The 22,577-nt window shown below is 46.9% G+C and carries 18 protein-coding genes and 1 pseudogene; 17 read left to right on the top strand and 2 right to left on the bottom strand.

Annotation, left to right across the window (positions count from 1 at the left end; genetic code table 11):
- Window positions 1–16 precede the first annotated feature (16 nt).
- The 14 genes and pseudogenes from QP860_RS02585 to QP860_RS02520 all read left to right on the top strand — a co-directional run bounded on the left by QP860_RS02585 (window position 17) and on the right by QP860_RS02520 (window position 17,228).
- Entirely contained in the window at window positions 17–1,186 is a 1,170-nt protein-coding gene (locus QP860_RS02585; RefSeq protein WP_284912131.1) for an ABC transporter substrate-binding protein, read from the top strand.
- A gap of 126 nt (window positions 1,187–1,312) precedes the next feature.
- Window positions 1,313–2,191: a branched-chain amino acid ABC transporter permease gene (locus tag QP860_RS02580; protein ID WP_284912130.1), complete on the top strand. Its 879-nt coding sequence runs from the start codon at window positions 1,313–1,315 to the stop codon at window positions 2,189–2,191.
- 8 nt (window positions 2,192–2,199) lie between these two features.
- Window positions 2,200–3,186: pseudogene (locus QP860_RS02575) on the top strand (branched-chain amino acid ABC transporter permease).
- 1 nt (window position 3,187) lies between these two features.
- Window positions 3,188–3,952 carry an ABC transporter ATP-binding protein gene (locus tag QP860_RS02570; protein WP_070616523.1) on the top strand — a complete coding sequence of 255 codons (765 nt, stop codon included), beginning with the start codon at window positions 3,188–3,190 and terminating at the stop codon, window positions 3,950–3,952.
- Between the two features lies 1 nt (window position 3,953).
- Window positions 3,954–4,661: an ABC transporter ATP-binding protein gene (locus QP860_RS02565; protein WP_070616525.1), complete on the top strand. Its 708-nt coding sequence runs from the start codon at window positions 3,954–3,956 to the stop codon at window positions 4,659–4,661.
- 133 nt (window positions 4,662–4,794) lie between these two features.
- Window positions 4,795–5,436 (top strand): glycoside hydrolase family 73 protein, encoded by a 642-nt coding sequence (locus QP860_RS02560; RefSeq protein ID WP_284912129.1) that lies wholly within the window; start codon window positions 4,795–4,797, stop codon window positions 5,434–5,436.
- A gap of 76 nt (window positions 5,437–5,512) precedes the next feature.
- Entirely contained in the window at window positions 5,513–6,169 is a 657-nt protein-coding gene (locus tag QP860_RS02555) for a GntR family transcriptional regulator (RefSeq protein ID WP_070616530.1), read from the top strand.
- A gap of 426 nt (window positions 6,170–6,595) precedes the next feature.
- Window positions 6,596–9,070 carry a UvrD-helicase domain-containing protein gene (locus QP860_RS02550; RefSeq protein WP_284912128.1) on the top strand — a complete coding sequence of 825 codons (2,475 nt, stop codon included), beginning with the start codon at window positions 6,596–6,598 and terminating at the stop codon, window positions 9,068–9,070.
- Between the two features lie 20 nt (window positions 9,071–9,090).
- Entirely contained in the window at window positions 9,091–11,085 is a 1,995-nt protein-coding gene (gene ligA / locus QP860_RS02545; RefSeq protein ID WP_070616534.1) for an NAD-dependent DNA ligase LigA, read from the top strand.
- A gap of 67 nt (window positions 11,086–11,152) precedes the next feature.
- The gene (locus QP860_RS02540; RefSeq protein WP_284912127.1) at window positions 11,153–12,286 is read left to right on the top strand and encodes a CamS family sex pheromone protein; all 1,134 of its coding nucleotides are present in this window, start codon (window positions 11,153–11,155) and stop codon (window positions 12,284–12,286) included.
- A gap of 185 nt (window positions 12,287–12,471) precedes the next feature.
- On the top strand, window positions 12,472–12,777 hold the full coding sequence (gene gatC / locus QP860_RS02535; protein ID WP_067974773.1) for an Asp-tRNA(Asn)/Glu-tRNA(Gln) amidotransferase subunit GatC: 306 nt from the start codon (window positions 12,472–12,474) through the stop codon (window positions 12,775–12,777).
- Window positions 12,777–14,231 carry an Asp-tRNA(Asn)/Glu-tRNA(Gln) amidotransferase subunit GatA gene (gene gatA, locus QP860_RS02530; protein ID WP_070616538.1) on the top strand — a complete coding sequence of 485 codons (1,455 nt, stop codon included), beginning with the start codon at window positions 12,777–12,779 and terminating at the stop codon, window positions 14,229–14,231. Before gatC ends, gatA begins: the two co-directional genes overlap by 1 nt.
- An 11-nt stretch (window positions 14,232–14,242) precedes the next feature.
- Window positions 14,243–15,670, top strand: coding sequence for an Asp-tRNA(Asn)/Glu-tRNA(Gln) amidotransferase subunit GatB (gene gatB, locus QP860_RS02525; RefSeq protein WP_070616539.1), 1,428 nt, complete (start codon window positions 14,243–14,245; stop codon window positions 15,668–15,670).
- Window positions 15,671–15,974: 304 nt separating this feature from the next.
- Window positions 15,975–17,228 carry a YkvI family membrane protein gene (locus QP860_RS02520; RefSeq protein WP_284912126.1) on the top strand — a complete coding sequence of 418 codons (1,254 nt, stop codon included), beginning with the start codon at window positions 15,975–15,977 and terminating at the stop codon, window positions 17,226–17,228.
- Between the two features lie 113 nt (window positions 17,229–17,341).
- On the opposite strand, the gene QP860_RS02515 is transcribed toward QP860_RS02520, so the two are convergent.
- Both QP860_RS02515 and QP860_RS02510 read right to left on the bottom strand, forming a co-directional pair.
- The gene (locus QP860_RS02515; protein WP_284912125.1) at window positions 17,342–18,406 is read right to left on the bottom strand and encodes a methyltransferase domain-containing protein; all 1,065 of its coding nucleotides are present in this window, start codon (window positions 18,404–18,406) and stop codon (window positions 17,342–17,344) included.
- A 44-nt stretch (window positions 18,407–18,450) separates the two neighbouring features.
- Window positions 18,451–18,813, bottom strand: coding sequence for a TIGR02328 family protein (locus tag QP860_RS02510; protein WP_284912124.1), 363 nt, complete (start codon window positions 18,811–18,813; stop codon window positions 18,451–18,453).
- Between the two features lie 117 nt (window positions 18,814–18,930).
- Between QP860_RS02510 and QP860_RS02505 the strand changes: the two genes are divergently transcribed.
- The 3 genes from QP860_RS02505 to yycF all read left to right on the top strand — a co-directional run bounded on the left by QP860_RS02505 (window position 18,931) and on the right by yycF (window position 22,576).
- Entirely contained in the window at window positions 18,931–19,758 is an 828-nt protein-coding gene (locus tag QP860_RS02505) for an exodeoxyribonuclease III (RefSeq protein ID WP_070616661.1), read from the top strand.
- 417 nt (window positions 19,759–20,175) lie between these two features.
- Complete coding sequence (locus QP860_RS02500; RefSeq protein WP_284912123.1) at window positions 20,176–21,642, top strand: C40 family peptidase; 1,467 nt, start codon at window positions 20,176–20,178, stop codon at window positions 21,640–21,642.
- 226 nt (window positions 21,643–21,868) lie between these two features.
- Window positions 21,869–22,576, top strand: coding sequence for a response regulator YycF (gene yycF / locus QP860_RS02495; protein WP_067974791.1), 708 nt, complete (start codon window positions 21,869–21,871; stop codon window positions 22,574–22,576).
- The last annotated feature ends 1 nt before the right edge of the window (window position 22,577 follow it).

Genomic DNA, 22,577 nt, shown 5'->3' with positions numbered 1-22,577 from the left:
ACAAGGAGGTTCAGGCATGTCAATCAAGAAATTTGTTTTAATAATGATGAGCGCCCTGGCGTTGGGAGCCTGCTCCACTCGAGCAACCCAACCAGCTAGTGGGGAGCAAGAAGAATACGACACCATTAAAATTGGAGGAAATCTGGAATTATCAGGTGGGGTGTCGGCCTACGGGATTGTTCAAAATAACGCCATTAAACTAGCCGTCGATGAGAAGAATGCTCAAGGTGGGGTTAACGGCAAACAAATCGAATATGAAGAGTATGACAATAAGTCTGCTCCAGAAGAAGTGACCACGGGGGCTGCTCGCTTGGTTGACTTAGAAGATGTTGCTGTACTCTTAGGGCCGGCAACGACGGGGAGTGTTGAGGCTCAGATTCCAATTGCCCTGCAGAGCCAAACCCCAATGATTACTCCGACTGCGACGGGGGATACCATCACCCTAGATAACGAAGGCAAGACCCTGCCAGAAGTCTTCCGGACCTGCTTCCAAGACTCTTTCCAAGGGGCCGCCTTAGGAGCCTTCGCCAACCAAAAAGGCTTCCAAAAAGCAGCAATTATTAAAGATAATGGATCAGATTATGGCCAAAACTTAGCCGATGAATTCAAAAATACCTATAAGGGTGAAATTGTAGCGGATGAAAGTTATGTGACCAAGGAGACGGACTTTAGCGCCATCTTGACCAATGTGAAGCGCCAGAATGCGGATGTGATCTTCGTGGCAGGTTATTATGAAGAAGCGGGTCCCTTGATTAAGCAAGCCCGGGAAATGGGCATTCAAGCTGCAATCCTAGGGCCTGATGGTTTTGGTAATGAAGAAATTGTAAACTTGGCTGGTAAGAAGAATTTTACCGATATTTACTATGCAGCCCACTTTGTTGCCGACGAGAATTCACCCCAGCGGACCAAGGACTTCATGAATAATTACAAGGCCAAGTACGGGACAGAGCCTGATATGTTCGCGGCTCTCGCTTACGATGCCGCTTACCTTGCCTTTGACGCCATGGAGCGTGCCGGTTCAGACAAGCGGGAAGATGTACGTCAAGCTCTGGAAGAAACCAAAGATTTTGAAGGGATTACCGGGACCTTCTCAATTGACGACAAGCATAATACAGTGAAGACAGCCTTCATCTTAGAGGCTAAGGATGGAAAGGTCGTTGATTCAACAGCGATTGATCCAGAATAAGACAAGTTCATGAGACCAAGTGGACAGGACACCAAAGAGAGGCGCGTGCTTTCCAGGTGAACTGTCTTCTCTCTTTGAGAGTGAGTGGTCGTAAACTGATCAGTTATAAAAGGAGGACGGATCAAAGTGGCTAATTTCTTTCAACAATTAATTAATGGGGTATCGCTCGGGAGCATCTACGCCCTGATGGCTTTGGGCTATACCATGGTATACGGCATTATTGGGCTAATTAACTTTGCCCACGGGGATATTTATATGGTGGGGGCTTTCGTTGGCTTTAGTTTGGTAACACAGACAGGTCTCGGAGTTTTGCCAAGTATCTTAATTGCCATGATTTTTACAGCAATTTTGGGGATGATTGTCGAACGTCTGGCTTATAAGCCCCTGCGTGGTCAAGCTCGGATTTCAGCCTTGATCACAGCAATTGGTGTTTCTTATCTCTTACAGAATGTCATGATTTATTTGGTGGGGCCTGAAGTTCGGGCTTTCCCAACTAACTTGCCCAACTACAGTTTACAGATTGGCTCTGTCGCCGTGAGTACTCAACAGCTTTTAATTTTAATCGTTACTATTATCCTGATGGCAGGCCCCCAATTTACCGTTCAAAAAACCAAAATGGGCCAGGCGATGCGGGCGGTTTCCGTTGATGAGACAGCTGCCCGTTTGATGGGGATTAATGTCGACCATGTGATTTCCTTTACCTTCGCCTTGGGTTCTGCCTTGGCTGGTGCTGGTGGGGTCTTAGTTGGGATTTACTACAACTCTATTTCACCGCTGATGGGGCTTACCCCAGGGATCAAGGCCTTCGTTGCGGCGGTGCTTGGTGGGATCGGCTCGATTCCAGGTGCCATGGTAGGCGGCCTTTTGATCGGCTGTATTGAAACCATGGTCTCCATGATCGGCTTGTCAACCTGGAAGGATGCCGTAGTTTATGGCGTATTAATTGTTATCTTACTGATGAAACCAACTGGAATCTTCGGTAAGACAGTTAAAGAGAAAGTGTAGGTGGTTTTATGAGAACGAACAGTTGGGCTAAAAATTTCTTTACTAAGTCGAGTCTGTCATGGATAGGTCTTATTGTTGGGGTCTTTGCCTTTATCTTAGCCTCTTATTGGACGGGACAAGTCACTGCCTTTACACAGAATATCCTGATGAAGATTGGTATTAATATTATTCTTGCGGTGGGGCTGAACTTGATTGTCGGCTATGCCGGCTAGTTCTCCTTGGGACACGCCGGCTTTATGGCTATCGGAGCTTACAGTGCCGCCTTGGTTTCCAAGGCTATCCCAGGTGTCCAAGGGATGTTCCTGGGGATGGGCCTAGGCCTCGTGATTACTTTTGTCCTCGCCCTAGTGGTTGGGATTCCCACCCTGCGCTTGCGTGGGGACTACCTGGCTATTGCTACTTTGGGGATTGCAGAAATTATCCGGATTACTATTATGAACCTCGAGATTACTAATGGGGCAGCCGGGATTGCTGGGATCCCACAAAATGTTAACTGGATCACCCTCTATGTTTTTGTTGTCATTACGACTTTGATTATTGTGAACTTTATCCACTCCAGTCCAGGGCGGGCAATGATTGCCGTCCGTGAAGATGAGATTGCCGCGGAATCAGTTGGCCTACAGACGACCCGCTATAAGACCATTGCCTTTGTCTTAGGGGCTTTGACTGCAAGTATTGCTGGGACTCTCTATGCTTCTTACTTTGGCGTGATTACACCGGGCCAATTTACCTTCCAAAAATCTATTGATATCTTAATCATTGTTGTTTTTGGGGGAATTGGTTCGATTACCGGGAGCTTTGCAGCAGCTATTCTCTTGGAGCTATTGAACGTTATCCTAGCGCCTTACGGTCAGTTGCGGATGATTGTTTATGCCCTAGCCATTATTGCCATTATGATCTTTAAACCATCTGGCCTGATGGGAGAATTTGAACTGCGTTTTTCACCTTTCTTTAAACAGAAGAAACAATATTCTAAATTGAAAAAGGAGGATTAAGATGACTTTGCTAAAAGTAAATCAATTGACCAAAACATTTGGTGGTTTGACAGCTGTCTCCGACGTCAATTTAGAAATCGAGAGTAATGAACTAATTGGTTTGATCGGTCCAAACGGGGCTGGGAAGACCACACTCTTTAACCTGATTACTGGGGTTTACGAACCGACCAGCGGCAATATTGAATTGGCTGGCCAAGATATCTCCGGAGCGAAACCTGAGAAGATTAACCAGGCAGGTATCGGCCGGACCTTCCAGAATATTCGACTCTTTGCTAATCTAACGGTTTTAGAGAATGTATTGATTGCCCTCCATACAGAACATGGGGCTGGCTTCTTAACTAGTGTCTTGCGTTTACCCGCTTACTACCGGAATCGCAACCAGCTCTACCGCCGGGCCATCGAACTGCTCGAAGTCTTTAACCTAGAAGATCTAGCTAATGAGAAGGCTAAGAACCTCGCTTATGGGCAGCAGCGGCGTTTGGAAATTGTGCGGGCCTTGGCAACTGAACCGAAGTTACTCTTCCTGGATGAACCAGCTGCCGGGATGAATCCGCGTGAAACGGCAGAATTAACCGAATTAATCCACCGCATCAAGGATGAATTGGGGATTACAGTAGTCTTGATTGAGCATGACATGTCCTTGGTTATGAATATTTGCGAACGTATCTATGTTCTAGAATACGGTAAGGTGATTGCAGAAGGGAACCCAGAAGAAATTCAATCGGATGACCGCGTGATTAAAGCATACCTAGGAGGTGTCGATTAAAATGTTAGATATCCGAGATATCCATGTCTCATACGGCATGATTGAGGCTCTCAAAGGAATTGACCTCAAAGTTGAAGAAGGACAGATTGTTTCCTTGATTGGTTCGAATGGGGCGGGTAAGACGACGACACTCAAGACCATCTCAGGTCTCTTGCGGCCCACAACAGGGGAAATTCTATTTGAAGGCAAGCCCTTACAGAAGATGTCGACCATTCAAATCGTCCGCAATGGAATTTTACAGGTACCAGAAGGCCGTCATGTCTTCCCTAAGATGACCGTCTATGAAAACCTCTTGATGGGCGCTTATTCACGGACCGACCGTTTACAAATCATTGAAGATATTGAACATATGTTTGAATTCTTCCCCATTCTAAAGGAGCGCTTGAACCAAGATGCGGCGACCCTTTCCGGTGGGGAACAGCAGATGCTAGCTATGGCCAGAGCTCTGATGGCCAAGCCAAGGTTACTCTTGCTCGATGAGCCTTCTATGGGGCTTGCGCCGATTATTATCCAACAAATCTTTGAGATTATCCAAAAGATCCACAAAGAAGAAGGGACAACCGTGCTCTTGATTGAACAGAATGCCAAGTCTGCCTTGGAGATCTCTGACTATGCCTATGTGCTTGAAGTCGGCCGGATTACGGCAGAAGGCCGCGGTAGCGAACTCTTAGATTCAGAAGAAGTCCAAAAAGCCTATTTGGGCGGCTAGTAAGTCTCCCATTCACTGCATCCTTGCAGGCATTCTGCCTGGGCAAAGGGTGCAGTTTTTTACTTGATGGGTGGGGGAGCAAAGTTTCTTTTTCTTGTTCAATTGTGTAAAATAGAAGGGAAGGAGGAATGCTATGGCAAAGCGCAAAAAGTCTCGATTAAAAAGAATTAAATTATGGAAGCAGCCAGCTCGCTCGCGGAGGCAGAAAATCCTCCTAGGGGCGCTTTTTGTCTTTGCGCTAGGGCTCCTAATTTGGCCATCTATAAGATTAGAGAGTCATGAGGAAGATCAGACGACAGAGGAATTTTTGGATGAGATTGGTCAGTATGCGGCTGCCAATGCCGACAAGTCAGGCGTCCTACCTAGCCTGGTTGTGGCTCAAGCAGCGATTGAATCGGACTTTGGCCGTAGCCAGCTCGCCCGCGACTATAATAACCTTTTTGGGCGGAAGGCTTATGGGAGTGAGCGGGCAATCAACTTGCCTACCCAGGAGTATACGTCGGCTGGTTATCAGACAGTGGAGGCCCCTTTTAAGGTTTACCCTTCTTGGAAGGCAGCGGTAACTGACCATGGGCGTTTGATGCAGGAGGGAACCGATTGGAATCGAGACCTCTACCTGCCAGTGCGTCAAGCTGAAGATTACAAGACAGCGGCTTACGCCTTGCAGGAAGCGGGTTATGCAACAGATCCTCACTATGCAGAAAAATTAATTGAAATCATCGAAAGCTATGGTTTAACAAAATATGATAACTTAGATAAAATTACAATATTTTAAACTTTGCATTTTTAATTCTTTGTGCTATATTAAAAGTAAGTTAAAATCAACTAACAGTCGATTGGAGGGGAATTTGGTGGCCAAGACGCAAAGCTATAAAGATACTGCTTATGAGTATCTTAAAGAACGTATAGATAATAATATTTTGTTGCCTGATACCCACTTGAAGGAAGTTGAAATCGCCAACAAGTTAGGGATGAGCCGGACGCCTGTACGTCGTGCAATGGCCCAACTTGAAGAAGAAGGTTATGTTAAGATTGAACCTTATAAGGGAGCGGTTGTAATCAAATCTTCTTTAACTTCAACGGCTATTGTCGAGCGGCTACAGTTTGTTGAGCTGATGGCTATGCACTTATTCCAACACATGCAAAATAAGGATATTCATGTAGACAAGGAAGAATTGCATGAGATAGTTGAAGAAATGGAACGGGGACGAGAGTCGGAAGATGATGCAACTTATTATGCGGCAGAGTTCAAGCTCTTTCGCTTTTTAGCCTTCTATCATTCCAACTCCTATTTCCGTCAAATTGGCTTAAGTACCATTGCCACCTTGCATGAACTTTACTTAAAAAATGTCAAAGCAGACCAACGGAATTTCGCCAAAGAACGGAACGAAACCTCGGACGTTTATCCCGAATTCATCCGTGCCATAGAAGAAGCAGACTATCCCAACGCCCGCAAACAAGTAAGAATCTGGATGAACCAACTCATACTCAACCAAATCAATAGTTAACGGAGGGTGTGAGGGAGCGCAGTTAGAAGAGGAGCCACTTCTGCGCGCCCGAACCCGACTATAGGGTGTGAGCAGAGGCGTTCAGAAAGGAATGACTGTAGGCAAAAGGGATAAGAGCGGGTTTAGCCGATCGTTCCCATTTGCTGAAGTCACTTCAAGTTTGCAACTGTGAACCCAACTAAGTAGGGTGTGAGAGGATGCGGGAGAAAGGGACCTCTGGAGTAAAAGGCAAGAGAAGGCTATGAGCCTTCGACGGACTTTTATGAAGAGGAGCCCTTTCTGCATCCTCGAACCCAACTAAAGTAAAGCTACCCCAAAAGAAGGCCTTTGATCAGGCCTTTTTTCTTGTCTTGATAGGCCCCTGGTGATTGAAGGGGCGAGGGATAAATGATAGACTTGAGAAGTATTTAGTGAAGGGAGACTAAGATGGCAAGCAGGGAAGATTTAATTCAAGGACTCAACGATAAACAAAAAGAAGCTGTGCAGTGTACCGAAGGCCCGCTCTTGATTATGGCTGGGGCAGGATCGGGTAAAACCCGGGTCTTGACCCATCGGATGGCCTATATTTTAAGCGAGAAGGATGTCCGCCCTTGGAACCTACTGGCGATTACCTTTACCAATAAGGCTGCAAAAGAAATGCGCGAACGGGTGGACCAGTTGATTGGTCAAGGTGCAGAGGCTATGTGGGTGGCAACTTTCCACTCCATGTGTGTCCGTATCCTCAGACGGGAAGCAGAAGCAATCGGCCTTTCGCGCTCCTTCACCATTGCTGATCCAGCTGAGCAGCAGACCTTAATTAAACAAGTGATGAAGGACCTCAACATCGATACGACTAAGTTCAAGCCACGGATGATTTTGGGCAAGATTTCGGATGCTAAGAATAATTTGCAGACGCCTGACCAGTATGCAGATAGGCATTCTGGCCTGATTGAAGATATCGTGGCTAAGTGCTATGCAGCCTATCAGAAACAATTATTGGCGGCCCAATCCTTGGACTTTGATGATTTAATCATGTATACGGTACGCTTATTTGAAGAACAGAAGGAAGTTTTGCGCTACTACCAGCAGAAATTCCAATATATCCATGTAGACGAATATCAGGATACTAATGAAGCCCAGTACCGCCTAGTCAAGCTATTGGCTGATTACTTCAAGAATATCTGTGTGGTGGGAGACGCCGACCAGTCCATCTATGGCTGGCGGGGGGCTAATATGGAGAATATCCTAAATTTTGAAGAGGATTATCCCGAAGCCAAAGTTGTTCTCTTGGAACAGAATTATCGGTCTACTAAGACGATCCTGGCTGCAGCTAACGATGTGATCGGTCGCAACCAGAAGCGCAAAGAAAAAGAACTCTGGACAGACAATGACCAAGGCGAGAAGATCCATTATTACCGGGCACAAACTGAGCAGGATGAGAGTTACTTTGTTATTGAAGAGATTAAAAAGGCCCTCCAAAAAAACTACCAGTACAAGGATATAGCCGTCCTCTACCGGACCAATGCTCAGTCACGGGTGGTCGAAGAAAACCTGGTTAAGGCTAACCTGCCTTACCGCATTGTCGGGGGCTTGAAATTCTATGACCGTAAAGAAATTAAAGATATCCTAGCGTATTTACGCTTACTGGCTAATCTCCAAGACAATCTCAGCTTTACCCGGGTAGTGAATGTACCTAAGCGGGGCGTAGGGCCAGGCAGCTTGGATAAATTGCGCCAATTTGCCAGTGACCAGGGCTTGACCCTCTTGCAGGCAGCAGGTCATGTCGATTATGCACCGATTTCTGGTAAGGCCGCTAAATCGCTGAAAAATTTTGCGCAGATGCTAGCTGACCTTAACCAGGAACGGGCTGAGCTCAGCATCCGCCAACTAACAGAGAAGGTTTTAGACCAATCTGGCTACCAGGAAGACCTAGAAAATCAGAAGACTCTGGAAGCCCAGACGCGCTTGGAGAATATCCAGGAATTCCTTTCCGTTGCGGATGAATTTGATAAGCGTTGGCAGGAGGAAGCGGGCAACCGGCAAGTCGCAGCGGAGACAGATGACCAAGGCCAGCCGGTCCAAGTGGAAGCTATCCAATTGCCAGAAGGTCCTGGGCCATCTGCTCAAAAGCAAGAGGCAATCAGTCTCTTTGGCGATGACACCTTGGACCGCTTATTGGATGAGGAAGATTTAATGGCCCCTGAACTTGAGGAAGACCGCTTACTAGCCTTTCTCACCGACCTCTCCCTGGTAGCAGATACAGGCGAAGAGGAAGAAAGCACTAGCGGCCAGGTGACCCTGATGACCCTCCATGCGGCTAAGGGATTGGAATTTCCTATTGTTTTTATGATCGGTATGGAAGAAGGTCTCTTCCCCTTGTCCCGGGCAGCTCAAGACCCAGATGAATTAGAGGAGGAGCGGCGCTTGGCCTATGTTGGAATTACCCGTGCTGAAGAGAAACTCTACCTCAGCAATAGTTACAGTCGCATGCTCTATGGTAAGCGTGAAGCCCATGCTCCCTCACGCTTTATTGAAGAGATCGATGCCGAACATCTCGACCAATCTGCTAAGCAAGCGACCAGCTTTTTCTTCGATTTTGGTCAAGGTCAAGCTACGACAGCTGGGTCCTACCGCAATTACCTCAAAGGCAAGCGCCAGGAACGGGCAGGGGCCCAGACTTATTACGACCGACAAGCTAAGGAAGCCAAGCGCTCCGTCTTTGACAAGCCGCAAAGTCAAAGCGAGTCGTCGGAACAAGAAACCGCCTGGCGGGTTGGCGACAAGGCCCAGCATAAGAAGTGGGGCCTAGGCACCGTTGTCAAAGTGACCGGCGAGGGGAATGACCAAGAATTAGATATTGCCTTTAAAGCGCAGGGAATCAAACGCTTGTTAGCAGCCTTTGCGCCGATTGAGAAAGTTTAAGAAGGAGGGGTCAAAAGCCAGTGGATGCTAAAGAAGAAATTCGAAAATTGACCGAGCAATTGAACCACTATGCCTATGAGTACTATGTCTTAGACCAACCGAGCGTGACTGATGCGGACTACGACCAAGCCTACCGACGTTTAGAGGACTTGGAGGCTCGTTATCCAGATTATATTCAGGCTGATTCACCTACCCAACGCGTTGGGGATAAGTTAGATAATCGTTTCGAGAAAGTCCAACACCCCACGCCGATGTTATCTTTGGGAGATGTTTTCGATCGTCAGGAATTAGAAGACTTCATGGCTTCCGTGGAACGGGGTTTAGGTTTTATGCCCCGCTTTGTTTGTGAAATGAAGATTGATGGTCTGTCGGTTTCGATTCGCTACCAAGCGGGCGCCTATCAAGGGGCGGCTACCCGGGGCGATGGGACGGTAGGCGAAGATATTACGGCGAATGTGAAGACGATCTCGGCCGTGCCGATGCGCTTGCGGGAGGATCAAGACCTGGAAGTGCGCGGGGAGATCTATATGCCCAAAGCTTCTTTCAAACAGTTGAATGAACAGCGTGAAGAGGCGGGACAGGCTACCTTTGCTAATCCTCGTAATTCGGCAGCTGGTTCGGTCCGCCAACTCGATCCTAAGGTCACGGCCCAAAGAAAACTGAATGTCTTTCTTTACAGCGGCGTCTTTGATGAGTCACTGGGTGTGTCTAGCCAGTCTGAACTCCTAGCCCGCTTGCCCGAGCTGGGTTTGCGGGTTAATCCTAATTACCGGATCTGTCAGACAGCTGAAGAAGTTTGGGCTTATGTGGATGAGGTCCAAGAGAAACGTCATGAGCTCGCCTATGAAATCGATGGCATTGTGATTAAGGTGGACCGTTTTGAAGACCAGGAAGCTCTGGGTTATACCGTCAAGGCACCGCGCTGGGCCATTGCTTATAAGTTCCCAGCCGAACAAGCTCAGACCGAATTAAAGGATATTGAGTGGACGGTAGGTCGGACTGGGGTCGTCACTCCAACAGCGGTGATGACGCCTGTTCTCTTAGCTGGTTCAACGGTGCAGCGTGCCAGCCTCCACAATGCTGACTTGATCCAGGACAAGGACTTGCGTTTGGGCGACCAAATCATTATCCATAAGGCAGGGGATATCATCCCCGAAGTGGTCCGTGTCTTAGAAGACGAACGGCCAGCTGATAGTCAGCCCTATGCAATTCCCGAAACTTGCCCCGTTTGCGGCAGTGATTTGATCCATTTAGAGGATGAGGTTGCCCTGCGCTGTGTGAATCTAGCTTGTCCGGCCCAGGCCAAGGAGAAGCTCTACCATTTTGTATCCCGCAATGCTATGGATATCAGTGGGGTAGGCCCCCGCTTACTAGAACAGCTTTATGACCGTGACCTAGTCGGCGACCCTTCAGACCTTTACCAATTAGACAAGGAAAGCTTACTCGATCTCGATAAGGTAGGCGATAAATCTGCTGACAATATCTTGACGGCCATTGAAGCGTCCAAGGCGAATTCTCTGGAACGCTTGCTCTTTGCACTCGGTATCCGCCATGTCGGAGCTAAGGCCGCTAAAGACCTGGCCGCTCATCTTCCTAGTATGGAAGAACTGATTGCAGCTGACAAGGCCTCCTACTTAAGCGTTGATGGGATCGGTGAAATTATCGCTGACTCACTCGAAGAATTCTTCGCTAATGATGAGGTCCTAGCCTTGATTGAACGCTTGCGCGCAAGTGGCCTTAATATGACTTATTTAGGTGCTAGCCCGGAAAGCGTCGCCGACCAGGATTCCTTCTGGCAAGGGAAGACAGTGGTACTGACAGGTAAGCTAGACCAGTATACGCGCCAGGAAGCTAAGGCAGCCATTGAAGCCTTGGGTGGCAAGGTGACCGGATCTGTCTCTAAGAATACGGATATTCTCGTTGCTGGCGCTGATGCAGGGAGTAAGCTGACTAAGGCTCAGGATTTGGATGTGACGATTTTTACAGAAGGCGATATGGTTGACCGTCTCGATTAAAGACCTGGCCAGAGAATTATGCTAAAATAAGAGAAACTAGTTTTTAGAATAAGGGGAAAAATGAGTCATGAAACGATTACACCATAAATTGGGCTTGCTCGCCTGTCTGGCCCTGGCTCTCGCGGGCTGCCAGGGCCCAGACCAAGTCGAGGAAGGTCAGGCCCAGGAGAACAGTGGGCAAGCCTCGCAAGCTGAAGAACAAGATGTCCCGGCTCTTTCCATTAACCATTACCCAGCTGCGATTGAAGATGGCCATTATAAGATGAGTGAGAGTCGGGGCTTGATGGCCCGGCCAAGTTCAGAAGCCAACCTACGCAACTTTGAAGAGGGCCTCTACCGGATCGCAGAGGGGCAATTCTCGACGGAAGAATATTATTTCCAAGAAGGTCAGTTGATTACACGAGAAATGGCCAACCAGTGGTTAGGGGCTAAGACTAAAGACAATCCAGAGGGGCTCAACCCCGAAGGCAGTGCTTCGGATAAGCGAGAAGATTACCAGCCTAAGTATCTCAACAGTATTCTAGAATATAATTTTATGAAAAAAGACGATGAAGATAACTATCAGCTGGAAGGAGTCACTATTGGTTTAGCTCTCAATTCAGAAGATACCTTCAGCAATGGAGAAAGCCAGGAAAAAATAAGTATCGACAAGGACCAAGCCTTGGAACATGGCAAGCAGATTGCAGAAGAAGTGGTGGCACGGATTCGCAAGGATAAAAAATATGCCAAACTTCCTATTCAAGTGGCCCTCTTCTACAACGGTCCTACCGATAGTTTAGCCGGAGGATCTTATGCTTCCGAAGTGGTTTCGGTAGCCGGGACGGCCTTCTCGGACTGGGAGAACTATGACACCCAGCACTTGGTCTTCGGCGTTGATGATGCAGCGGCTGAAGAGGATAATGTAGCCTTTGCGCGTTTCACTTCCGAAGTTGAAGATTTCTTCCCTCGCCTGAGTGGGATATCTGGGGTAGGAACATATGAAGAAGGACGCTTGAGCCAGATTGATATTGAAATCAATACCCAGTTCGATAGCTATTCAGAGCTCGTTGCCCTGGTCCAACATACCATGAACACGGCCAATACAATCTTTAGGAACAATCGAGGAAGTATTAGCATCCGCGTGGAAGGACCGAGTGGCATACGTGCCATTATGGAAAGACAAGCGGGCGAGAATAACTTCACTTATGAAATGATCTCCTAAAGACTTGTAGGATCCTTGCCGTTGTGACCCTTTTCTGATTATGATAAAATAAGAAGGATGACAGTCTTTGCTGGAGTTTTTCCAGTTAAGATGTGGCCTTGAACCACCATCTTTTGCTCAACCAGCTCATTCAAATTTTGACCTAAATGTAATGTTATAGAGTAAGCAACTAAGGAGGCGACAACATGGAAGTAAACAAAGATTTAATTCAGCATGTTGCAAAATTAGCAAAATTATCCTTTACGGATGAGGAAATTGATAAAATTACCGACAAATTCGAAAATATTATCCACATGGTAGACCAGTTAGAGGAAGTGGATACAACGGATACGCCGATTATGACCTGGGGGATTGACCTGGAAAATGTCTTGCGCGAAGATGAGCCTGTACCAGGCCCTGGCGCTGACGTGCTCTTGAAGAATGCGCAAACCCCTCGTGATGGTTTTATTGGTGTACCAACAGTTATCGATGAAAGTGAGGACAATGCCTAATGAGTAAGAGATTTGAGGAAACAATCCGTGGCCTGAACCAACAATTAGTCGATGGCGACATTACAGCTGTTGAACTAGTTGAAGAGACCATCGCTCGCATCAAAGATTTAGATGAAACTTACAATGCTTTTATCACTCTGAATGAAGAAGCGGCACTCGAAGCCGCTAAGGCGAGTGATGAAGCGGGCTACAGCACCGACCGTCCCCTACAAGGGATTCCTTTGGGGATTAAGGACAACATCGTGACGGAAAACTTGCGGACAACAGCCGCTTCCCGGATGTTGGAAAATTTTGTTCCAGTCTATAATTCAACGGTCTGCGACCGCTTAGAAGCTGCTGGGGCTATTATTATCGGTAAGCTAAATATGGACGAATTCGCTATGGGCGGGTCTACGGAAACTTCTTATTTCGGTCAAACCCGCAACCCATGGGATACCGACCGAGTTCCTGGTGGCTCTTCCGGTGGTTCAGCTGCGGCTGTCGCTGGGGGCGAAGTCGTTGCTGCTCTAGGTTCTGATACTGGGGGGTCTATCCGCCAACCGGCTGCTTTTACAGGGATTGTTGGTCTAAAACCAACTTATGGCCTGGTTTCTCGTTGGGGGCTAATTGCCTTCGGGAGCTCTTTTGACCAGATTGGGCCAATGACCCGGACTGTGGAAGATAATGCCATTATTCTCGAAGCCATTGCTGGCCATGATGACCACGACTCAACGACAGCTGACTTGACAGTACCTAAATACAGCCAAAACCTCGATGACGGTATTGAAGGACTCAAGGTCGCTGTACCAAAAGAATTCTTCGCTGAAGGCGTCGATGAAAAGGTACAAGAAAATGTCCGTCAAGCCATTGCTAAATTAGAAGAATTAGGGGCTATTGTTGAAGAAGTCAGCATTCCCCACTTGAAATACGGCATTCCTGCTTACTATATCCTTGCTTCATCAGAAGCTTCTTCTAACCTCCAACGTTTTGACGGTGTTCGCTACGGCTACCGGGCAGAAAATGTTAAGGACTTGGAAGATCTCTATGTGCGCACACGGTCTGAAGGTTTCGGATCAGAAGTTAAGATGCGTATTATGTTGGGGACTTTCGCCTTATCATCCGGTTACTTCGATGCCTACTTCAACAAGGCAGGCAAGGTGCGTTACCTACTCCGTCAAGAGCTGGCTTCTGTCTTTGAAAAATACGATGTCATTGCAGGACCTGTTTCCACAACACCCGCTTATAAGTTGGGTGAGCGTGTCGATGATCCGCTACAAATGTACATGGCTGACCTCTTAACCGTGCCGGTCAATCTAGCTGGCCTGCCAGGCATGTCGGTTCCAGCCGGATTTGATGAAGATGGCTTGCCAATTGGTCTCCAATTAATTGGTAACTACTTCGATGAATCCACGCTCTACAAGACGGCTTATGCCTTCGAACAAGCAACTGACTACCAAAGTAAACACCCAGAATAGGAGGAAACAGCGTGAATTATGAAACAGTCATTGGTCTGGAAGTCCATGTTGAATTAAAGACCAAGTCTAAAGTTTTTTCTAGTGCTCCTACCAGTTTCGGAGCTGCCCCAAATGAGAATACCAATGTGGTGGACTGGGGCTATCCAGGCGTCCTGCCTTTCACTAATAAAAAGGCTGTTCATTATGGCTTAAGAGCTGCGACGGCCTTAAACTGCCAAGTGAACCCTCGTCAATACTTTGACCGGAAGAACTACTTCTACCCAGATAACCCTAAAGCTTATCAAATTTCTCAATTAGACAAGCCACTGGGTGAACATGGTTATGTCGATATTGAAGTTAATGGAGAGACCAAGCGGATCGGGATCGAACGGATCCACTTGGAAGAAGATGCCGGGAAGAGTATCCACTCTGGCCAAGGCTCTCTGGTTGACTTAAACCGCCAAGGGACACCCCTTGTTGAAATTGTTTCTGAAGCAGATATGCGCTCGCCTGAAGAAGCCTATGCCTATCTTGAAAAGATTCGTGAAATCATGATGTTTATCAATGTTTCCGATGTGAAGATGGAAGAAGGGTCCATGCGTTGCGATGCGAATATTTCCCTCCGTCCTTATGGGCAAGAAGCTTTCGGAACTAAGACCGAAATTAAGAACTTGAACTCCTTTAACAATGTGCGTCGCGGCCTGGCTTATGAAGAGAAACGCCAAGCTCAAGTTCTTAACAGTGGTGACCAAATCTTACAATCTACCCTGCGTTGGGACGATGCCAATAACAAGACAGTCTTGATGCGTGTTAAGGAAGGAGAAGCGGACTACCGTTACTTCCCAGAACCTGACCTACCTCCATTTACAGTCAGCCAGGAAGAATTAGACCAAATCAAGGCTGACATGCCTGAGATGCCAGACCAACGCCGTAAACGTTACATTGAAGAATTCGGTCTGCCAGAATACGACGCCAAAGTCTTAACCTTGACCCGTGAAATGTCTGAGTTCTTCGACGCCGCGGTAGCTGCAGGGGCTGATCCGAAGCAAGCTTCGAACTGGTTAATGGGCGAAGTCTCTGCTTATCTAAACGATAATGCTAAGCGGCTTGATGAAATCGGCTTAACACCTGATAACTTAGCGGAAATGATCCAACTTATCCAAGACGGGACGATTTCTAGCAAGATCGGGAAGAAAGTCTTCAAGCACCTCGCTGAAGAGGGCGGGTCTGCTAAGGCATATGTTGAATCAGCAGGACTGGTTCAAATCTCTGATCCCGAACAATTAGTCCCAATGATTAACGACGTCATTGATGCTAACCCTCAATCCTTGGAAGACTACCAAGCTGGTAAGAAGAAAGCAATGGGCTTCTTAGTTGGTCAGATTATGAAGGAAACACGTGGTCAAGCCAACCCACAAGTTGTCAACCAACTGCTTAAAGAAGAATTAGATAAACGTTAAGTCTGATTCAAATAGGAGAGGGTGACAAAAGTCGATCAGGCCTGACTTTTGGAGCATGTTTTTGAAAAAAGTTCGCTATTTAAAAAGAGGCTGGAACATTTGTCCCAGCTTCTTTTTTTGCTTCATTTTCAAATCGGCTGTCCTGTCTATTAAGCGATAGCTGGCTCGCTAATGGGTCTCTCTAAATAATAGGTCGAACAGTTTTTCCAAAGAGCGTCTTGCCCTTATTACTGGCATTAAAAGAAATTGCCATTATAATTAAAGTTAAGAAAACGTTAATGTTAAGGAAGGGAAAGGGCTTACTATGGATGCTAAAATAAAAAATATGTTCCACATCGGACTGGCCTACTTGGGTGTCATCATTGGGGCTGGATTTGCGAGTGGTAAGGAGATGCTGCAGTACTTTGTTAGTTTTGGCAAAGAGGGAATTTGGGGTGTGGCCCTGTCGGCATGCCTCTTTATTATTGGGGGGATCGTCCTCCTTCAGTTTGGTTCTTACTACAAGGCCCAGGAGCACAGCGAACTTTTCAACCATATTTCTTCGCCCCTGGTGTCAAAAATTATTGATTTTATCATTAATATGAATCTCTTCTGTACGGGCTTTATTATGATTGCAGGAGCGGGGACTAATCTCAACCAGCAGTTCGGCTTACCCATCTGGATGGGAGCCTTGATCTTGTCGCGCATGGTAATTGTCACTGCCTATATGGATGTGGACCGGGTGACGACTTTGATTGGTGCCATTACGCCTTTTGTCATTGTTTTTCTGATTGGGATCCTTATCCATACCCTGATCCAACAGCCTCTGACCTTTGACGAAGCGATGGCACTATCAGCTAGTCAACCGACGACTCTGCCGAATTGGTTGATTTCGACTCTGAATTATTCCTGCCTGGCCTTGATGCTAGCCTTGTCCATGGCAGTTGCGATTGGTGGGGAACAGTACAGTCCCAAGCAGGCAGGTTTCGGCGGGCTCTTCGGAGGCCTCTTGGTTGGTGCCCTCCTCTTCGCTTCCTTTTTCTCCATTAGCTTGAATATCGACCAGGTGGCAGGGTCATCCATGCCCCTCTTAGCCCTCTTCAACGTTATTAATCCAAGGCTGGGCTTGGTCATGGCGCTGATTATCTTTGGTATGATTTACAATACAGCCATCGGAACCTACTATGCCCTAGCCAAGCGAGTATCGCGGGCCCATCCAGAAAAATTCAGCCGCAATATGATTTTTTTAGTAGCGGTTGGTTTTGTCCTTTCCTTTATCGGATTTGAAACCTTAGTGGCCTATCTCTTCCCCTTTATTGGCTATTGTGGCTTCTTCGTGATTGCCTTATTAATCATCCAATGGGCCCTCCGCTACCGTCACATTCATAAAGAAAGCGGGATTCGCGATCGTTTACTGGAACATGAGGAGCGGCGCTTATCGGAGGACTATGACTTTGACCGGGAAGACGCTGCCCAGATGCGTGACCTTTACGACGAATCGCGTGTGGATAATAAGGAACTATATGATGAAGTGACTGAAATTGGTCAAGAAGAATTTGGTGAAGATGGCGATCAGTAGATTTTCGACATAGTCCTTATTTTAAAGATGAAAATAGCAACCTAGAACAAGTTTTTCCTATTCTAGGCTGCTATTTTTGGTATATTCAGATTTAAGTTTAGCTGACTGCTTGCCTAGCAGCAGCAGGAAGAAGTGCTCTGGTCTTCACTTACTGGGGTCCTTGCGCTTCCCCCTTGGCAGTCGAAGGCACCGAAGTGTTGGCTGCGGTCGCCGATGATTTTAAAATAAGGGGCAAAACGGCTGTGCTCCAGCATGGCGCAGGTATTTCCACAGACCTTGGCTGGCAGGCCCTTGTCGAAGGGGTGGTCTAAGTCCAGGTAAAAGCGGTCTTCATGGCCTGGTATGCCACCTTGGTAGATGGCAATCTGCCCATATTCTTCGCAGGCATCTTCAAGGAGGTTAGGCAATTTAAAGGCCCGGACGGTGGCGGAGACAAAGCCAATGTTGCCAATCAGCTTTTCAATCCGGCCATTACCAATAGGAGCTGGGACATTAGCCGTGTAGCGGAAGTCTAGCCAACCAAGTTTTTGCATTAAACGTCGGAAGTCGGCTTGGTACATGGCACCGGCTAAACATTCGCCGAGCAGGACAGTGTTTTGGCTGAGCTCTTCGGGTAAGCGGCGGTCTGCAAAGATATCAGAAAAATAAAGTTCACCGGAGGGCTTAAGTATCCGCCAGATTTCGCTAAAGACTTCCTCCTTTTTAGGTGAAAGATTAATCACACAGTTTGAGACGACGATATCAATCGAGTCATCATCAATGCCTAGAGCCTTTAGATCTTCAATATAACCCTGCTTAAAGCTGACATTGGATGATTGATAGCCGAATTTGCGGGCCATCTTATCTTGGTATTTTTGGGCAATAGCTAGTTGGTCAGGGTTCATATCTACTCCAATTACTCGACCCTTTTCGCCGACGAGATAGGAGAGGGTATAGACGTCGAGCCCGGTTCCACAGCCTAGGTCGAGCACAGTGAGTCCTTCGAGCAGGTCGGGGATAGGGGATCCACACCCATAGAAGCGCTCCTTAATTTCTTTAGGGATTTTGGAGCGAATACGCTTAATTTCCCGAGGCAGGTCTTGTCCGGCTAGTGAACAGATCTGTGTAGCCATCTCGCCTTCTTGCTCAGTCGTGATTTGGCTGTAATAGTCTTTAACTTGCTTTCTTTGGTCTGTCATGGTCTCCTCCTTAGTTGAATTAAAATACTAACTATATGAAAAAACTATAGGGTGATTTCCTTACTCTTTAAATTAGCTAGGCACTCGTCCATATAAGCCGCATCGTGTTCGGGATAGATGGGCTGGCTGATAGGAACTGCTTCTAAATTAGAGTAGGGCGCACACTTCTTGCCCCGATAATTCTTATCTTCCCAAGCCGGGTCAGGATGGTAGCCCCGAGCCTTCATTTCACCGATAACGAGCTGGTGGTAGGCATAGAGCCGGTAGGGGGAATAGTTAAAAACATAGTCGACCGTCGCGTGTTTCTTCCCCCAGCCGCCTCCCCGAAGCGCCGCACACTCTCGATGCTGGCCTAGGAGCTGTTGGCGGGGTAAGGCTGGAATCAGGCCCTGATGCCAGAGTCGCATATCAAACGCCCTCCTTTGTAGATAGTTTAACATAGTTCTGTTCGAGCTTTAATTAGAAGAGGTGGAGAATTTTATGTTAAACTGGATGCACGATTAGACGAAGGAGTTATTTAAATGATGAAATTTATTTCTTGGAATATTGATTCGCTGAATGCAGCACTGACGAGTGATTCGAACCGCGCTCAAATGTCCCGGGATGTCTTAGCGACGATCCAGACTTATGAGGCAGATGTTATTGCCATCCAGGAGACCAAGCTATCGAGCAAGGGACCGACCAAGAAGCACCAGGAAGCCTTGGCTGACTGGTTCCCTGGTTATCGCTATGCCTGGGTTTCGTCGGTTGAGCCTGCCCGCAAGTCCTATGCTGGCAATATGGTCCTCTTTAAGGAAGCTTTTGATCCTATCATTAGCTATCCCGAAATCCAAGCACCGGATACCATGGACCAGGAAGGCCGGCTGATTACCCTAGAGTTTGAAGATTTTTATTTCAACCAAGTCTATACCCCAAATGCAGGGAATGGCCTCAAACGTCTAGCGGACCGTCAAGTTTGGGATCAAAAATATGCCGACTACCTAGCTAGCTTGGATGAAGACAAGCCGGTGATTGCGACGGGAGATTATAATGTTGCCCACCAGGAAATTGACCTGGCCCATCCTGAGAACAACCGACGTTCAGCTGGTTTTACAGATGAAGAACGCCAAGGCTTTACGCACTTGCTAGACCGCGGCTTTACGGATACCTTCCGCTACCTCCATGGCGATGTGGAAGGGGTCTACTCTTGGTGGGCCCAACGTGTCAAAACCAGTAAAATCAATAACTCTGGTTGGAGGATCGATTACTTCTTGACCAGCGATCGCCTCAGAGACCAGGTTCAAAAATCGGAAATGATTCATTCTGGTGACCGTCAGGACCACACGCCAATTTATCTCGAAGTCGACTTATAGAAAGGATGCACCATGCAGAAACGATATCCTAAATTCTTCCTAGCAGTTTTCATTATCCTCGTTCTCGCGACCATCTTCTGGCAAGCCCGGGGCTAAGTCATTTTTCGGTCCCATTAAAGCCTAGACAAGCAAAAAATTAGGGGCTAAGTTTACAGTTGTGTTACAAAAAAGTGAATTTTCTTTGAATTTCAAAGCTTTTAGCAAGAATTTGTAAAAGTAAATAAAGACTTTTAAAAGCTCAGACCAGGGAAAAGAGGCTGTCATCAGCTTTGTCCGCATATTATTTAAAAGCCGTCAAGACTTTTTTTGCAACAAAGTGAAATAATTTGTAATCTAACTGTTATCCCAATTTGGGGAAAAGATGGTTATAATAATAGAGAATTAAATTTTGAGTAAAACTCAGGGGGTTAAATTTAAATGAGTAAATTGAAAACTATGGTAGGAACTTCATTAGCAACGACCACAGCTTTACTAGCTTTCGCACAGACCGCGTCTGCTGATGAATTATATAAAGTAAATGCTGGCGACACCTTGTCAGCTATTGCAAACAGCTTCGGAACAAGCGTTGATGCTATTGCTAAAGAAAACAATATTAAAGATGTTAACCATATCTTAGTGGGCCAACAATTCAATATCCCAACTGAAACGGTTAAAATCGACACCCAAGCTAGCCAAGCTGCTAGTCAAGCTGCCGATGCTGTTTACCACGTTCAAGCTGGTGACACCTTAAACCAAATCGCAGCTAAGTTTAATACAACAGCTGACGCTCTCCGTCAATTAAACCAAATCAGCGGGGACCTCATCTTAGTTGGTCAGCAATTAAAGGTTAAGGGTCAAGTTGAAGCAGCTCAAAATACCCAAGCTGACCAAGCAGAAAACGGTAAAGTAGTGGCTGACACAGTAGCTACAGAAGCTCCTGTTGTTGAAAAAGAAGCTCATGTGATTACAATTAACGGCAATACCTATACTGTTAAGGCAGGGGATACCCTTCCAGCAATTGCTCAAGCTGCAGGAACAAGCGTTGAAAACTTGCGTGCCTTAAATGGTTTATCTAGCGACTTTATTTACGCTGGCCAAGTTCTTGTACTTTATCCTGAAGCAGAAGAAGCTCCAGTAGCCGCTTACCAAACTGCTCCAGAAGACGCTGAAGCAATTGTGATCGATCAACCTGCTAAAGAAGAAGTTGTGGCTCAACCTGCTAACCAAGTAGCTCAAGAAGAAGTAGTTGCCCAACCAGCAAGCCATAACCAAGAAAAGGCTCAAACTGAAGCTCAAATAGCTGAAGCTAAGGCCCAAGAAGAAGCCCAAGCAGCCGAAGCTCAACGCCAACAAGAAGCTCAAGCGGCTGAAGCTCAACGTCAACAAGAAGCTCAAGCAGCCGAAGCTCAGCGTCAACAAGAAGCTCAAGCAGCCGAAGCTCAACGTCAACAAGAGGCTCAACAAGCTGAAGCTCAACGTCAACAGGAAGCTGCTCAAGCTCAACAACAACAGCAACAACAAGCCCAACAAAATAAGCAAGGGAACCAAAATGTCGTAGCAACTGCTCGTCAATACACTGGTGTTCCTTATGTATGGGGCGGTAAGACACCTAATGGCTTTGACTGCTCAGGTTTCACTAACTATGTTTACCGTGAAGCAACTGGCCAAGACATTGGTGGCTGGACAGTTCCTCAAGAATCAGCTGGTCCAACTATCGCTGTTAGCCAAGCTCAAGCTGGCGACCTTTACTTCTGGGGGAACCATGGTTCTAGTTACCACGTAGCGCTTGCTACTGACAGCCAAGGGGGCTACATCCACGCACCTGCTCCAGGCCAAACCGTAACAGAATCTAACGTTCAATACTTTGCACCACATTTCGCAGTAAGCATGCAAGCTTATCAATAAGATTTAAATCAAAAAAGTCGAGACCTACCCCGCTCGACTTTTTTCTATGTATAGTCCATCGGCTGGCATCTGCCAAGTCACCCGATGGACTTTTTTTGTGCTATCATGGGAGGAGAGTCCTTGGCTCCGGGTGAAGAATTGAACTTTAGCTGGGCTCAAGGTATAATAGATTAATGAAAAAAGCGCTTGAATCGTCTGTTAATTCATGAATTAAAGGAGTGCAAACATGAAAAAGGTGTTAATCGTTGATGATGAAAAAGCCATTTCTGATATCATCAAATATAATTTAGAAAAAGAAGGCTATGAGACCTATGTCGCCTCAGATGGTGAGATGGCTTTGGATTACTTTGAAGAATATGAACCAGACTTGATCTTATTGGACCTTATGCTGCCTAAGAAAGATGGGATTGAGGTTTGCCGGGAAATTCGCAAGGAGAGCCAAGTTCCTATCATTATGCTGACGGCTAAGAGCGATGAAATTGACAAGGTGCTAGGCCTTGAAATGGGCGCGGATGACTATGTGACCAAACCCTTTTCCAACCGAGAACTTTCTGCCCGTGTCAAGGCTAACCTACGTCGTTCAGCTATTGCAGCTGAACCGGAAGCTAAGGAGGAAAAGACCCACAACATTGAAGTAGGTGACTTGGTCATCCATGAAGAGGCCTATATGGTGTCTAAGAATGGGGAAGATATTGAGTTGACCCACCGTGAATTCGAACTTCTCCACTACTTAGCCCGCCATATTGGTCAAGTGATGACCCGGGAGCACCTCCTGCAAACTGTTTGGGGCTATGACTACTTCGGGGATGTGCGCACCGTGGATGTTACAGTCCGCCGACTCCGGGAAAAAATTGAAACGTCACCTTCCCATCCTGAAATTTTGATGACTAGACGGGGCGTCGGTTACTTCATCCAAGACCTCAATCAGGAGTAGG

It is taken from the genome of Aerococcus sp. UMB1112A, assembly GCF_030230715.1.
GTDB lineage: Bacteria > Bacillota > Bacilli > Lactobacillales > Aerococcaceae > Aerococcus.
This window is presented reverse-complemented; position numbering and strand designations above follow the sequence as displayed.